This window comes from Bacillus sp. JNUCC-21, assembly GCF_041222765.1.
GTDB lineage: Bacteria > Bacillota > Bacilli > Bacillales > Bacillaceae > Bacillus > Bacillus velezensis.
Genome location: NZ_CP166019.1, coordinates 3,470,398 through 3,484,260 on the forward strand (window position 1 = coordinate 3,470,398; position 13,863 = coordinate 3,484,260).

The 13,863-nt window shown below is 49.3% G+C and carries 14 protein-coding genes, 1 other RNA gene and 1 pseudogene; 2 read left to right on the plus strand and 14 right to left on the minus strand.

The annotated features are described in order from the left end of the window. Position 1: 1 nt before the first annotated feature. Entirely contained in the window at positions 2 to 787 is a 786-nt protein-coding gene (locus JNUCC21_RS17625; RefSeq protein ID WP_094031284.1) for an amidohydrolase family protein, read from the plus strand. Between the two features lie 201 nt (positions 788 to 988). On the opposite strand, the gene JNUCC21_RS17630 is transcribed toward JNUCC21_RS17625, so the two are convergent. The 9 genes from JNUCC21_RS17630 to JNUCC21_RS17670 are packed head-to-tail and all read right to left on the minus strand — an operon-like array spanning position 989 to position 8,047. Continuing rightward, positions 989 to 2,317: an LLM class flavin-dependent oxidoreductase gene (locus JNUCC21_RS17630; protein WP_259424555.1), complete on the minus strand. Its 1,329-nt coding sequence runs from the start codon at positions 2,315 to 2,317 to the stop codon at positions 989 to 991. After that, positions 2,314 to 2,601 carry a glutaredoxin family protein gene (locus JNUCC21_RS17635; protein WP_072589568.1) on the minus strand — a complete coding sequence of 96 codons (288 nt, stop codon included), beginning with the start codon at positions 2,599 to 2,601 and terminating at the stop codon, positions 2,314 to 2,316. The genes JNUCC21_RS17630 and JNUCC21_RS17635 overlap by 4 nt, the downstream gene beginning before the upstream one ends. 11 nt (positions 2,602 to 2,612) lie before the next feature. Further along, positions 2,613 to 3,620, minus strand: a complete 1,008-nt coding sequence (locus JNUCC21_RS17640) for an LLM class flavin-dependent oxidoreductase (protein WP_085342324.1) — start codon at positions 3,618 to 3,620, stop codon at positions 2,613 to 2,615. Beyond that, positions 3,617 to 4,396: an amino acid ABC transporter ATP-binding protein gene (locus JNUCC21_RS17645; RefSeq protein WP_080130081.1), complete on the minus strand. Its 780-nt coding sequence runs from the start codon at positions 4,394 to 4,396 to the stop codon at positions 3,617 to 3,619. The genes JNUCC21_RS17640 and JNUCC21_RS17645 overlap by 4 nt, the downstream gene beginning before the upstream one ends. Continuing rightward, positions 4,393 to 5,100, minus strand: coding sequence for an amino acid ABC transporter permease (locus JNUCC21_RS17650; RefSeq protein ID WP_020956345.1), 708 nt, complete (start codon positions 5,098 to 5,100; stop codon positions 4,393 to 4,395). The genes JNUCC21_RS17645 and JNUCC21_RS17650 overlap by 4 nt, the downstream gene beginning before the upstream one ends. Before the next feature lie 15 nt (positions 5,101 to 5,115). Then, positions 5,116 to 5,838 (minus strand): amino acid ABC transporter permease, encoded by a 723-nt coding sequence (locus tag JNUCC21_RS17655; RefSeq protein WP_007409997.1) that lies wholly within the window; start codon positions 5,836 to 5,838, stop codon positions 5,116 to 5,118. A 22-nt stretch (positions 5,839 to 5,860) separates the two neighbouring features. Then, a complete protein-coding gene (locus JNUCC21_RS17660; RefSeq protein WP_369878374.1) occupies positions 5,861 to 6,673 on the minus strand; it encodes a transporter substrate-binding domain-containing protein in 813 nt (270 codons plus the stop codon). A 25-nt stretch (positions 6,674 to 6,698) separates the two neighbouring features. After that, the gene (locus tag JNUCC21_RS17665) at positions 6,699 to 7,511 is read right to left on the minus strand and encodes an amino acid ABC transporter substrate-binding protein (RefSeq protein WP_069007348.1); all 813 of its coding nucleotides are present in this window, start codon (positions 7,509 to 7,511) and stop codon (positions 6,699 to 6,701) included. Next, entirely contained in the window at positions 7,508 to 8,047 is a 540-nt protein-coding gene (locus tag JNUCC21_RS17670) for a GNAT family N-acetyltransferase (RefSeq protein ID WP_012118461.1), read from the minus strand. The genes JNUCC21_RS17665 and JNUCC21_RS17670 overlap by 4 nt, the downstream gene beginning before the upstream one ends. A gap of 151 nt (positions 8,048 to 8,198) precedes the next feature. On the opposite strand from JNUCC21_RS17670, the gene JNUCC21_RS17675 reads away from it, so the two are divergent. Beyond that, positions 8,199 to 9,080 (plus strand): LysR family transcriptional regulator, encoded by an 882-nt coding sequence (locus tag JNUCC21_RS17675; RefSeq protein ID WP_023357134.1) that lies wholly within the window; start codon positions 8,199 to 8,201, stop codon positions 9,078 to 9,080. A gap of 51 nt (positions 9,081 to 9,131) precedes the next feature. Here JNUCC21_RS17675 and JNUCC21_RS17680 read toward each other — a convergent pair whose 3' ends face one another. The 5 genes and pseudogenes from JNUCC21_RS17680 to rnr all read right to left on the minus strand — a co-directional run bounded on the left by JNUCC21_RS17680 (position 9,132) and on the right by rnr (position 13,846). After that, entirely contained in the window at positions 9,132 to 9,926 is a 795-nt protein-coding gene (locus JNUCC21_RS17680; protein WP_015418226.1) for an SDR family NAD(P)-dependent oxidoreductase, read from the minus strand. A 74-nt stretch (positions 9,927 to 10,000) separates the two neighbouring features. After that, a pseudogene (locus tag JNUCC21_RS17685) lies at positions 10,001 to 10,283 on the minus strand (barstar family protein). 88 nt (positions 10,284 to 10,371) lie between these two features. Next, positions 10,372 to 10,734, minus strand: a transfer-messenger RNA (tmRNA) gene (gene ssrA, locus JNUCC21_RS17690). A gap of 168 nt (positions 10,735 to 10,902) precedes the next feature. Next, on the minus strand, positions 10,903 to 11,373 hold the full coding sequence (smpB, locus tag JNUCC21_RS17695; RefSeq protein WP_003151688.1) for an SsrA-binding protein: 471 nt from the start codon (positions 11,371 to 11,373) through the stop codon (positions 10,903 to 10,905). Between the two features lie 139 nt (positions 11,374 to 11,512). Further along, a complete protein-coding gene (rnr, locus tag JNUCC21_RS17700) occupies positions 11,513 to 13,846 on the minus strand; it encodes a ribonuclease R (protein WP_150941426.1) in 2,334 nt (777 codons plus the stop codon). Positions 13,847 to 13,863: the final 17 nt, after the last annotated feature.

Sequence of the window (13,863 nt, forward strand, 5' to 3'; positions counted from 1 at the left end):
AATGATTATTGATAGTCATGCCCACGTAGTTCTACCTGTAGAAAAACACATTGAAATGATGGATTCAAGCGGGATAGATAAAACTATTTTATTCTCTACGCTTGTTCATCCAGAAAAAAGTGAAAGCTACGATGAATTTATTCAGGAAATGGATGTACTGAATCAAATTTTAAATAACGAAATAAATCCCCTAGAAGCACGATCAAAAGCTTTAGAAGAATTGAGGGATGCTATCGCAAAATATCCTGACCGTTTTATTGGATTTGGATCAGTTCCCCTTTTAAGTTCCTCCGGAGAACTGCATGATTGGGTTGAGAAGATTGTAAAAGATTATAAAATGAAGGGACTTGGAGAATTCACCCTTGGTTCAGGCCAAATTAAAATGCTTGAGCCTGTATTCCAGGCAGCTAGTGATTATAATTCCTTTCCGATTTGGGTGCATACATTCCATCCACTCAATTTAAATGATATTCAGGAATTGTTCGCTTTAACTCGTAAATATCCCACTGTCCCTGTAATCTATGGCCATTTGGGAGGGATTCATTGGCAGCAAGTTATTGCATTAACAAAAGAAACAAAGAACGCCTACCTAGATATTTCTGCATTTTATACAACCTATGCATTATCTTTGGCTATAAAAGAACTCCCAGAGAAAACTTTATTTAGTTCTGATTTTCCATATGGTGATCCATTCCTAAATAAGTTGGCAGTTGAACGCCATGCTTCAAGTGAAGAAGTCGTACAACGAGTACTAGGCGGAAATATTGCTAACCTCTTAAAGATTTAACTTATTTTTATAACAATTTCTTAGGGAATATAAGTTTGAAGGATTGCATTCAGCAGGTTTTCATTCCTTACGTCTTTTAAATAATAAAGAGCCGATTTACTCTTAACGGTTAACGGGGTAAATCGGCTCTTTTCTTATCCAAAATGCTGGCGGGATCCCTTTAATGACAGGAATGGCAAGCAGCAGAAAAAGCAGAAACATTTAGTTTCTGCTCAAAATCGGGTTTGATTTACAGACCGGAATATCCAACCCGAGATTCCCCCGCAGTGTATCGGCCGGATAGCTTTTTCGGTACAGCCCCTTTTCCTGGAGGATCGGTATGATTTGATCCACAAAGGCTTCAAGCATGCCCGGAATGTCAGAGTGAATGATAAACCCGTCCGCCGCTTCCCGCTGAAACCATGTTTCAATTAATGATGCCACACGTTCCGGTGTCCCGATAAAGTTGGTTCGCGGAAACGCGGCTTCGCGCGCCACTTGACGCAGCGTAAGATTCCGGGCTTTCGCCTCTCTTTTGATACGGTCTGTCGTGCTTTGAAACGCGTTTTTCCCGACGTCGCCCAAATCAGGAAACGGCTCATCCAGCGGAAAACGGCTCAGATCATAATCGTCAAAAAATCTGGCCACATATTTAACGGCGTTCTCTATCGGAATCAGCTCGGCGAATTCTTGGTATTTCGCTTCCGCTTCTTCTTGTGAGCCGGCTATAATCGGACTGATTCCCGGAAAAATCCGCAGCTTGGAAGCGTCCCGGCCGTAATCCGCCGCCCGCTTCTTCACATCATCATAAAAAGCCTTCGTTTCCTCAAGTGAATTGGAGTGCGTAAAGACTGCATCTGCATTCCTCGCGGCAAACGACCGGCCGGTTTCTGAAGACCCCGCTTGGAAAACGACCGGCTCTCCCTGTTTGGACCGGCCGATATTCAGCGGACCCTCCACTTGAAAATACTCGCCTTTGTGATACAGGCGATGCAGTTTGTCAGGGTCAAAAAATTGCCCGGTTTCTTTGTTGCGGACGAAGGCATCTTCTTCCCAGGAATTCCACAGACCGCGCACCACGTCCACATGTTCCTGGGCGATGGCGTAGCGCCGGCTGTGGTCGGGAAGGCTTTCTTTGCTGTGATTGCGCGCGGCTCCCGCCTGCGGAGAGGTGACGAGATTCCAGCCAGCCCGGCCGCCGCTGATATGGTCAAGAGACATCAGCTGTCTTGCGATGGTGAACGGCTCAGTGAACGATGTGGAAAATGTGCCGATTAAACCAAGATGGGTTGTAGAGGCGGCAAGCGCCGATAAGATAGTGATCGGCTCAAACCGATTTAAGAAATGCGGGATGGACTTTTCAGAAATGAACAAGCCGTCCGCAATAAAAGCAAAGCTGAACAGCCCTCTTTCAGCAGTCTGCGCTTTTTGCCTGTAAAACGCCGCATTCGTGCTTGCTGTCGGATCGGCGTCGGGATGACGCCAGCCGTCCGTTGTGCCGCCGACACCGTGAATCATGGCTCCGAATTGAATAAGATCTGTCCGGCTCATTTTCTCTCCCCCTTTTTCCCCTCGTAATCAGCAAGCGCCCGTTCTACATGTTCAATGCCGACTTGAGTAACGGCCTGATACACACGGCTGTCACCGCTGCCGATTTCAACGACGGGAACATGACGGATGCCGTACTTCGTCTGCAGCACGTCACTCAATTCGTCCCGCTCTGTCACATCAATTGTTTCGTATGCAACGGCATTTTCCCGCAAATATCCTTTCACTTCATCGCAATAGGAGCAGCCCTGTTTGCTCCAGACCACTACGTTTACTTCATGACTCATGTTCATCCCTCCTATAATTGTGGGGCCGGCTGCACCGCTTCGCTTAACAGCCGGTAAGACAATCGTTTTTCCTCAGCGTTTTTGATAGGCGACAAAATCACAAAATCAGTAATGCTGTACGGAACGGATAATCGTCGCAGCTCGGCGGCAGTCTCTTCTTTTGTCCCGGCAATCACACCCGTCTTTTGTGTAATCAGCTTGTATGGCTGCGTGACTTGTTCAAGAAACGCTTCCGCTTGTTCCCGGGAACCGACATTCACCTTTTTGCCGTCTTCGAGAATGATTTTGACCGACTCACGCGATACCACGTGTTTTTCCGCTTCTGCTTTTGTATGCGCGGTAAAGACCATCGGCGCAAGGTGAAATTCCGCCTTAGACCCTTTCGGCAGATGCTCGTCAAAGGCGTGGCGCGCTTTTTCTAACGCAGCCTCTTCACCGTTTATGAAATAGGCGAAAACGAAGGAAATGCCGAGTTTGGCCGCGGATATCGCGCTTTCCGCGCTGCCGCCGAGCAAAAAGAGGTCAGGCGCATACTCAGTATGCGGCGCCGGCCGCAATGACGCGTAGCGGTGCGAGTCCGGAAAATCATTTCGGATGAAATGAGTCAGCTCCTCAAGCTTTTCTTCAAATAAACGGGCGGGCTGGATAAGCTCCCGCTGCAGCGCATCGGTTGACAGCTGAAATCCGCCGGGCGCTTTGCCGACACCAAGCGCCACACGGCCGGGAGCAAGAGCGGACAGAACCCGGAACTGCTCTGCCACTTTATAAGGACTGTAATGCTGCAGCATCACCCCGCCGGACGCGAGACGGATTTTTTTCGTGCTTGCGGCAAGATACCCCAGAACAATTTCCGGCGCTGATCCCGCTATCTCTTCATTGTTATGATGCTCCGCCGCCCAGAAACGGTCATATCCGTATTGTTCGGCCTCCTGAGCCAATCTCACCGTTTGCCGCAAGGCTTCTTCTGCGGTTTGGTTTTCCGCGGTGACACTTTGGTCTAAAATGCTTAAACGAATCATACGACAGGCTCCTTTATGCGCTCTTTTATGTCATAACCGTAATCAGGCAGCACGCGGCGGAGGAACTTCTTCGTTCTTTCTTTTTTCGTCTTGTAAAAGACTTCCTCAGGCGTTCCTTGTTCCACGATTGCTCCTTCATCCATAAACACAATTCGGTCGGACACTTTTCTGGCGAATTCCATTTCATGTGTGACAATGATCATGGTGGCGCCGGTCCGCACAATGTTAAGCATCACCTCGAGCACCTCGCCGACAAGCTCCGGATCAAGGGCTGCGGTCGGTTCATCAAACAGCATCACATCAGGATGAATGGCAAGCGCCCTGGCAATTCCGACCCGCTGCTTTTGGCCTCCCGACAGCTGATTCGGATAGGCGTGCAATTTATCCTGAAGCCCCACCTTGGCCAGTTCCCGCTCGGCAATGGCGTACGCATCTGGTTTTTTCATTTTCCTTGCGACCGTCAGGCCTTCCATAACATTTTGAATCGCCGTTTTATGCGAAAACAAATGATATTGCTGAAAAACCATCGCCGTCTGTTTCCTCAGTCTGAGAATGTCTTTTTTGGCAGGCTTTTTGCAGTTAATGACTTCACCGTGCAGCGAAATGGCGCCCTCATCCGGCCGCTCAAGTAAATTAAGACAGCGCAGAAAAGTGGTTTTCCCGGAACCGCTCGGGCCGATGATGGTCACGACTTCTCCTTTCCGGACACTTAAATTGATCCCCTTTAGCACGTGATGACTGCCAAAATGTTTCTGAATGTTTCGGATTTCGATCATAATGCGCCTCCTTGATATCTGGCCGCCCTTTTTTCCGCCAGACTGTTTACAGCTTCGAGAATCAGCGTTAATCCCCAATAAATCACGGCAGCCCCGATAAATGCTTCCAGAAACGCATAGTTATCGGATGCCGCAATCGTCGCCGTTCCTGTAATTTCAGGCACCGCAACAATTGCCGCGATGGAAGTGGTATGCAAAAAGCCGATGCCTATGTTGGTGAAGTTCGGCAGCGATATCATGAACGCCTGCGGCAGAACCACGCGCCGAATCATCTGGCCCCGCGTCAAGCCTATTGAATATGCCGCCTCCGCCTGCCCCGTATCGACGGCCATGATCCCGGATCGGAGAATTTCCGTCATATAAGCGCCTGCCGTTAATGACAGTGCCATGATGACAAACACGGCGACCGGAATCTGATTGGCCGACCAGCCGAGATGAAACGCGCGGCTGAATTGATCGGCAATCAGCGGAACCCCTAAATAAATCAGCATAATATGGAGAATCGCCGGGGTGCTGCGGAAAAAAGACACGTAAAACGCTGAGCAGGCCAGCAGCCATTTGATGCGGAATATACGCACCGTGATATTGCCGAGAGCTATGAAAAATCCGGCAATAATCGGAATGACCGTCATCGCCAATGTAAGCGGAACGGTTTTCATCATTTGTTTGATCGCAGTGCCGATAAATGGAATGTCCAGCTCCACTGTTCTCCCTCCTTTTCAGCCGTGCGCGCTCATGTCAAAAACCGTCACAAGGCGCGTCTCATCTTTCTTGATTCGTTTTTCGGCCCATCTGAAGACACATTCAAATAAAAGGGCGGCCGCATAATACAGAACAGAAAGCGAGATATACACTTCTAAAGAATGATTGCTCGATGTAATCAAGGTCTGTCCTCTGCCCGACATATCCATCACCCCGATCGAAAAAGCGAGTGATGTATCTTTTAAGAAACCGATCACCATATTCCCGATGTTGGGAAAGGCCTGCACAAGCGCCTGCGGCAGAATGATGCGCCGGAATGTCTGCCCCCCGTTCAGCCCGATGCTGAAAGCCGCCTCCGCCTGCCCGCGGTCGACGCTGTTCACACCTCCCCTGATGATTTCGGCCGCTCTTGCCGCGCTGCTCAGCGCATACGTGGCGATGGCCGCATACAAAGGGTCCATTTTGGAGGTATCAATCCCGGCGAGCGCCGTGAGCGCCGGAATACCGTAAAATACAATGAACAGCTGCACCATGATGGGCGTTCCTCTGAAAAAAGAGATATACAGCTTCGCAAACTGATTCAAAACGGGAATGCGATAGATGCGGGGCAGCGCCAAAAGCAGCCCCAATAGAAAGCCGAACAGCAGAGACACCGCCAATATATACAGCGTGACGGGCAAATACCCGAGCAATGTCGGCACAAAGGACGCGATCATACTGATATCAAACGCTTTTTCCATTGCCGATCCCTCTCTTTTTCACTTAATATTGCTCCTTTGAATAATCCGCACCGAGCCACTTTTCACTCAGCTTTTTAAGCGTGCCGTCATCAATGATTTCCTGCAGGGCTTTATCAATGTCATCGCTCAGCGTTTGTTCATTTTTGTTAAACATAAAGAACACTTTGGCATTTGACAGCGCCCCGCCGACCGTTTTTTCTTTGATCGCGCTCGTTTTGTTTTGGAAATCGACGGCAAACGGCGTAGAAATCGTCGCATCGGCGCGGCCGGATTTCAGCTGATTGGCCGCATCGTTGGAGCCTTGGCCGGCATAAGAAATTTCAAACGGACTGCCGTGTTTTTTATTCCATTTTTTCAGCACAAGCGCGCCGTTTGACGTCGGACTCGTAATGACCCGCTTTCCTTTCAAGTCATCAATGCCGTGAATGTTCCCGTTTTCTTGAAGCACCGTGATTTTCAGCGGGAAGTTGTTATACGCGACTTGATTGAACAGAAATTTTTTCTCCCGTTCGGCGCTTTTCTCCATTTGATGGGCTACGATATCGACTTTATGCTGGCCGAGGCTGACAAGCAGGTTGGAGAAATCCATCGTTTTAAAAGTGAAACGATAGTCCGGCAGGCGCCTGTCAAGCTCTTTCACCAGCTCAACGTCGTAGCCCGTCAATTTGCCTTTATCATCAATAAAGCAAATATTCGGAAATTGAGTTCCCGTGCCGACCGTGATGTTCTTCACGTTTTTCTGATTGCCTGATGCCGCCTCCCCGCCCGCGCCGCAGGCTGATAACGCCGCCGTTGCGGCAATTGTTAATGACATGACCGCCAATCTTATTTTCATGTGATCGCCCCGTTTTCTGCTTCAATTATTTCGTGAAACTTGATTTTGAATAATCCGCGCCGAGCCATTTTTCACTCAGTCTTTTCAATGTGCCGTCCTTCTCAAGCTTTTGAATCGCCCGATCCGTATCGTCGGCCAGGGTTTGGCTGTTTTTATTGAACATAAAATACACCTCGGTATCCAGCAGCACATCACCGACCGTTTTTTGTTTGAACGCGTGCGTCTTATTTTGAAAATCGACGGCAAACGGCGTGGATACGGTGGCGTCAGCGCGTCCTGTCTCCATTTGGTTTGCTGTATCACTGCTGCCCTGCCCGGCGTATTTCAAATGTATCGGGCTGCCGTGGGTTTTGTTGTATGCCGTCATATAATCCGCCGCGTTTGACGTCGCGCCGACGATGACGGTTTTCCCTTTTAAATCCCGGAGCGTGTGTATCGCGTCATTATCCGCCTTCACCGTGATGTACATCGGCGAGTAGTTATACGGGATTTTGTGATACAAAAAGCGTTTCTCCCGTTCCTTATTTTTCGCCATATTGTGCGCGATCACGTCAATTTTCCGGTTTCCGAGACTTGTAAGCAGATTCGAAAAATCCATCGTCTTAAAGACAAATTTGTATTGCGGCAGCTGTTTATCAATGGCTTTCATCACTTCAATGTCATAGCCGGTCAGCTCGCCTTTTTCATCCATAAAAGCAATGTTCGGAAAATCAGTTCCCGTGCCGACAATGACGGTCTGCACGCCGCTCCCCGCTTTTGTGCTTTCTCCTTGCCCGCACCCGGCCAGCACGCCGAGCAGCAGAAGCAGACAGCCGGCTCTGATCCGTTTTTTTATCATTGCGCCCAGCTCGGTGTGCCTAACAGCGACGCGTCAAACCGCTCCGGTATGAGCACCTTTCTCATCATGACTCCGATGTCTCCGTCTTTCTCCTGCTCAAAATACACTTCATACCCCCTCCGTCTGTACATATCTACAAGCCAGGGATGCTTGCGCGCCGAAGTGCCGAGCGTGATGGCCGGGGCCTTCAGCGTATCCCGCAGCACGTGTTCCTCCACATAAGTCAAAAGTTTGCTGCCGATGCCTTGCCCCTTCAGCTCAGGAAGCGTCGCAAACCACCAGACGAACGGATATTTTGACGGAGGCGTTTCACTCTCCCACGGAAAACGGATCGTAATTGTTGAAAGAAGCCGTCCGTCCCGTTCAAGCACGACGGCTGAATGATTTTCAATATTTTCTGTTACCATATCGATGTCGGCCCGCGCCGACGGCCAGTCAATCTCCAAATTGCGGATCGGCTGAAACGCGCTGTACAGCAGCTCTAAAAACTCCGGCGCATCCTTTTTCTCAGCCAATCGAAATATGTCTTCACTCATTCCGGTCACTCTCCCCGCAAAAATATATAATTCCAATTTGTTTACTAAGCTTTGATTGTTTATACTATAAAGCAAACTGATTTATTTGACTAATCAAAAAAAGTAAAGGAAAGGTTCAAGAAAATTAATGAACAGCCGGGAGGGGATTTCGTTGGAATTACGCACCATTAAGACGTTCCATACGATCGTACAGTCAGGCAGCTTTTATAAAGCCGCCGAAATTCTGAACTACTCACAGCCGACGATTTCAATGCGGATTAAACAGCTGGAACAGGATGTAGGCGCGCAGCTGTTTGAACGGGGAAAGAAGCTGAAGCTGACAAGGGCGGGGCGGCTGTTTCATGAGCGGGCCGGGCAGCTTCTCGCGCAATACGAGGTGCTTGACCATACTCTGGCCGACATCAGACAGGGGCAGGCCGGCCTTATTCACATCGGCATATCCGAACCGACGGCAAGCCTGATCTTCCCTGCCGTACTGCGGGGGTTTTTAGATGATTATCCTGACATGTCGGTCAATGTCAGCGTGGATGATGCCAATACATGCAGCCGCAAACTGCTGGAGGGCGCCATTGATTTTGCCGTATGCGGCGAGCCGGAGCTGATTCTGGAGAATTATTTCGATCCGTTTTTCCATGACTCGCTCAATGTCATCGTGTCCGACAGACATCCCCTTGCCGCCAAAGCAAGCATCAATCTCGAAGACTTAGAAAATGAATGCCTGATTTTTACGCCCGCCAATTGCCCGATCCGGATTCAAATTGAACAGCACCTGCAGCGGTCCATCGGCAGCCGCTATCGAAAAATGGAGCTGACCAGCAGCATGGCTCACCAATACTATGTCAGGGAAAATATCGGCGTCTCAATCTTTACGGCGACGGCGCACTCAGAGCCGATCGAGGGCACGAAGGTCATTCCGATCCATAACTTAACAATTTCACCGCCGGTCGGGCTGTTGACAAACCAAAAAGAAGAGCATTTTGACTGCGCCACAAAAGATTTAATCAGCAGGATCATCGGCCGGTTTTCAGCGTGATCCGCATTACAAAAACCCCCGCCACTTTGCGGGGGTTTTTGTATATTCATCTTATATAATGCTCCGCACCAAGCCGCCGTCGATCCGCAATGCAGATCCGTTAATGGCAGACGACAGCGGGCTGCTTAAAAAGGCGACAAAGTGGGCGATTTCTTCCGGACGGATCAATCGCTGAATGATCGACGTCGGACGATTTTCCTTCATAAATCGTCTCTCCGCCTCCGCCGCGGTCAGGTTTTCACCGGGATAAAGCGACTCGAGCATTGTTTCGACGCCCTCTGTTTTCGTGGAGCCGGGCATGACCGTATTCACCGTCACATTCGTCCCTTCCGTGAGCTCGGCCAGACTGCGTGACAGCGACAGCTGCGTTGTTTTCGTAGCGCTGTAATGGGCCATTTCCTGAGAAGGCATGACGGCCGCTTCACTCGCGATAAAAATCACCCGCCCTTCCTTCCGTTCAATCATCCGCTTTGCATACCGGCGTGTCAGCCTCACGCCGCTCATGATATTCACCTCGAAAAACCGGAGCCACTCTTCGTCAGGAATATCAAAGTATTCCGCAGGTTCAAAGATTCCTAAATTGTTGACGAGAATATCCACATCAGGGTACTGCTGAAAAATCGCGCCGCATCCTTCCGCCGTGCCTAAATCAAATGCGGCCGGATAGAGACGGGCATCCGGCGTCTGTTTCTCTAGTTCCCGGATCGTTTCGTTCACCTTTTCTTCACGGCGTCCGTTAATGATCACAGCCGCACCTTCTGCAATCAGCGAAGCCGCAATCGCCTTCCCGATGCCTGACGTAGATCCCGTCACAAGCGCCGTCTTTCCTTTCAACTGCAAATCCATCATCCATTCCTCCCTATCGCAAGTCTCTTCTTATATATGGACAGAAATCGAAAGCCTGAAACCTTCCGTCCCTATTATCGGATAGAAAAATAGATGAGGGGAAGTACGCACTTTTTAGTGCCTGTCCGTTGTCCCGGCTGATCGATTTGAATGAAAAATTCACCATCTAATTCTGCCTGAGCCTCTTGAAACAACTCCAAGACATCATCAGCATCCGAACCCAATTCCTTCTGACTGATCTCAAAATCAGACAATCCATAAGGCATTCAGATTTTCACCATAATAGTCCGGGAAATCTAATTGATCTTTTAAGATTCGGTGTAAAGCTTCTGTGCTGGTAACATCTTTTCCGTCTATGGGGCGATTTCCATTTACATTCACTCCTTTTTTTCGGCATGAAAAAACCGCAGTGCGTCATGTGACGGCACTGCGGTTCCTCTGTTATGTATGGAGACGGTGGGAGTCGAACCCACGTCCAGAAACATCGATTACTTAAGCGTCTACGAGCGTAGCCTGCATATTTCGTGTTTCACTCGTCTTCGTGCCTGCGGGCGGGCCTTCCGAGAGCTAGTCTGTCAGTCTCTTCTTACGTTCTCAGACGGGAACGCAAGCGTAGCCTACTTGGATGTGCTCTTCACGGACACATAGGCAATGTCAGGAAGAGCTCGCTGCGTTTATTAGGCAGCTAGTGCTAAGTTTTGGTTAAAACTTTTAGTTTTGCCAGTTATATTTAGGTGCGTGTTAACGAGATCGCCTCTCGGCTCGCAGCTCAAGCTCGATCCATCCCTGTCGAATCCGTAACGTCCCCTTGTTAAGGGTATACGGGAGATCTATCAAGCTCTTGCTTAACTGGCTGTACTGTTATTATATCATGATCACAGACAAATTCAATTGGGAATGTCTTCAATAAAACAGCCTGTGAATCTGATGTGTGAACAGTATAGCATACGGCAGTTATCACATCAAGGCTCAGGCATCAGAAGCCTTTTTGTCTGTCTCTGAACGCTCTTTCGATTTCTCTTTTGGCGTCTTTTCGTTTTAAATCTTCGCGTTTATCGTATGTTTTCTTCCCTTTTCCGAGGCCGATTAACACTTTGGCAAAGCCGTTTTTCAAATACAGCTTCAGCGGCACGAGGGAATAGCCTTTCTCTTTTGTCAGGCCGATCAGCTTATTGATTTCTTTCCGGTGCATCAAAAGCTTTCTCGTCCGGAGCGGGTCGTGGTTATAGCGGTTTCCCTGCTCGTACGGGCTGATGTGCATGTTGTGGAGGAACACTTCGCCGCGCTCGATTTTCGCAAAGGAATCCTTCATGTTTACGCGGCCGGCGCGGATGGACTTAATCTCTGTTCCCTGCAGCACGATGCCTGTTTCATAGGTTTCTTCTATAAAGTAATCATGGTTTGCTTTTTTGTTTTGTGATAATACTTTGCCTGATCCTTTTGGCATGCCTTATCCTCCTCTCTCCGCAAAAACCGTTCATGTGTGCGATACGCTTTATTTTAGCAAATGGAGCGTTCCGCGACAATGAAAATGCGGCTTGCGAAAGAAAGCAAACAGAGCATTTTGCCCCATTTGCTTTTCTCATTTACTTCTTCTTTTTGCGTTTTTGTTTCGGCGCGTTTTGGAAACCGCGTTTTTTCTTTTTCTTCTTCGGTTTTGTAAACCATTCCCCTTTTTCCTCCGATTTCGGCGGTGAAGCCGGGGTATTGCTGTTTAACACACGTTTCCGCGCCGGTCTGCCGCGTTTTCTGCGGTCGCCTGTCGTTTCTCTCGGACGGCGGGTGCCTTTCATGCCGACAATTTCAAAGTCGATGTTTCTCTCATCTTTATTGACGTCGACGACTTTGACCGTGATTTCGTCTCCGATCCGGTAAACGTTGCCCGTGCGTTCGCCGATCATGGCGAAATGCTGCTCGTCAAAACGGTAATAATCATCCGTCATAAAGCTGACGTGCACAAGCCCTTCAATCGTATTCGGCAGCTCGACAAACATTCCGAAATTCGTGACGGAACTGATCATGCCGTCAAATTCCTCGCCGATTTTATCAAGCATATATTCCGCTTTTTTCAGATCGTCCGTTTCCCGCTCTGCATCAACGGCGCGCCGTTCCATCGTTGACGTATGGTCAGCGATTTCCGGAAGGCGTTCGGCCCACTTTTCCTGAGTCGCTTCGTCCGATTGTCCGTTGATCAAATACGTTCTGATCAGCCTGTGAACGATTAAGTCAGGATAACGGCGGATCGGCGATGTGAAGTGCGTATAAAATTCAGTCGCCAGCCCGAAATGGCCCAAGCTGTGCGGGTCGTATTTCGCCTGCTTCATGGAACGGAGCATGACGGTTGAAATCACCGTTTCTTCCGGACGGTCCCGCACTTCATCAAGAATGCTTTGCAGCGCGCGCGGATGAATGTCTCCGGCTTTTCCTTTAACGATATAACCGAATGTCGTGACGAACTCCAAGAACTTTTGCAGTTTTTCGGCGTTCGGCTCTTCGTGAATCCGGTAAATAAACGGCACGTTCATCCAATGGAAGTGCTCGGCCACCGTTTCGTTTGCGACAAGCATGAATTCTTCAATCAGCTTTTCCGCTACTGAGCGCTCTCTGATGACGACGTCTTTAACGGCGCCTTCCTCATCGACGAGCACTTTCGCCTCTTTGAAATCAAAATCCACGGCGCCGCGGTCCATCCGTTTCGCCCGGAGAATTTCCGCCAGACGTTCCATGTCTTTAAACATCGGGACGAGCGGCTCATATCTTTCTTTCAGCTCGGCGTCGTCTTCTGTGAGGATCCGGTTGACATCTGAATAGGTCATTCTTTCCGTCGTTTTAATGACGCTTTGGAAGATCTCGTGTTCTGTCACCTGTCCCTGCTGGTTGATTGTCATTTCGCAGGAAAGCGTCAGGCGGTCGACCTTCGGATTTAAAGAACAGATTCCGTTAGACAGTCTGTGCGGAATCATCGGAATGACCCGGTCAACCAAGTACACGCTTGTCCCTCTTTCCAGCGCTTCTTTGTCAATCGGGGAATTCTCCGTGACGTAATGGCTGACGTCCGCAATATGGACGCCGAGCTTGTAGCTGCCGTTATCAAGCTTTGTTACAGTGACGGCGTCATCCAGATCCTTCGCATCGGCGCCGTCAATGGTGACAATGACCTGATCGCGGAGATCACGGCGGTCTTTAATGTCTTTTTCATCGATGGTATCGGGCGTGCTTGTTGCCTGCTCCATCACTTCAGCCGGAAAATCTCCCGGCAGGCCGTGCTTATGGATGATGGATAAAATATCGATGCCCGGATCATTTTTATGGCCGAGTATTTCAACGATTTCTCCTTCGGCGTTCATTCTGCCTTCAGGGTAGCTTGTCAGTTTGACGACGACTTTATGGCCTTCTGCAGCGCCGTTATTGGCATGTTTCGGAATAAAAATATCACTCGTGATTTTCTTATCATCCGGGATGACAAAACCGAAGCTTTTCGTTTCTGTGTATGTGCCCACGACGCGGTCGATGCTTCTTTCCAAGATGCGGATGACCGTGCCTTCCTGTCTCGATCCGCTTGACTGGGAATTGAGCCGCACCATGACGATATCGCCGTTCATGGCCGTATTCAGCTCATTCGGCGGAATAAACACGTCGCTTAAAGAGGTATCCTCCGGCAATAGAAACGCGAATCCCTTTGCATGCGCGGAAATTTTTCCTTTTACTAAATTCATTTTTTCCGGAAGCCCGTAGCGGTTGCTTCTGGTGCGGACGATCTGTCCCGTCTCCTCGAGCGCCACCAGCGCTTTTACCAGCTCTTTAAATTCATCTGCTTCCGTGATGTTCAGCATCTCCTCAAGTTCCTGAACGGTAAGGGGCTTGTACGCCTCTTCCTTCATAAACGCGAGAAGACGGTCCATAAACGCTTCTTTTTCCATTATTCGACCTCCTGTTT

Excerpts from the sequence above, each read along its gene's own strand:
- JNUCC21_RS17625 (WP_094031284.1), top strand. The coding sequence starts at position 2 with ATGATTATTGATAGTCATGCCCACGTAGTTCTACCTGTAGAAAAACAC.
- JNUCC21_RS17630 (WP_259424555.1), bottom strand. The coding sequence starts at position 2,317 with ATGAGCCGGACAGATCTTATTCAATTCGGAGCCATGATTCACGGTGTC.
- JNUCC21_RS17635 (WP_072589568.1), bottom strand. The coding sequence starts at position 2,601 with ATGAGTCATGAAGTAAACGTAGTGGTCTGGAGCAAACAGGGCTGCTCC.
- JNUCC21_RS17640 (WP_085342324.1), bottom strand. The coding sequence starts at position 3,620 with ATGATTCGTTTAAGCATTTTAGACCAAAGTGTCACCGCGGAAAACCAA.
- JNUCC21_RS17645 (WP_080130081.1), bottom strand. The coding sequence starts at position 4,396 with ATGATCGAAATCCGAAACATTCAGAAACATTTTGGCAGTCATCACGTG.
- JNUCC21_RS17655 (WP_007409997.1), bottom strand. The coding sequence starts at position 5,838 with ATGGAAAAAGCGTTTGATATCAGTATGATCGCGTCCTTTGTGCCGACA.
- JNUCC21_RS17660 (WP_369878374.1), bottom strand. The coding sequence starts at position 6,673 with ATGAAAATAAGATTGGCGGTCATGTCATTAACAATTGCCGCAACGGCG.
- JNUCC21_RS17665 (WP_069007348.1), bottom strand. The coding sequence starts at position 7,511 with ATGATAAAAAAACGGATCAGAGCCGGCTGTCTGCTTCTGCTGCTCGGC.
- JNUCC21_RS17670 (WP_012118461.1), bottom strand. The coding sequence starts at position 8,047 with ATGAGTGAAGACATATTTCGATTGGCTGAGAAAAAGGATGCGCCGGAG.
- JNUCC21_RS17680 (WP_015418226.1), bottom strand. The coding sequence starts at position 9,926 with ATGGATTTGCAGTTGAAAGGAAAGACGGCGCTTGTGACGGGATCTACG.
- smpB (WP_003151688.1), bottom strand. The coding sequence starts at position 11,373 with ATGCCAAAAGGATCAGGCAAAGTATTATCACAAAACAAAAAAGCAAAC.
- rnr (WP_150941426.1), bottom strand. The coding sequence starts at position 13,846 with ATGGAAAAAGAAGCGTTTATGGACCGTCTTCTCGCGTTTATGAAGGAA.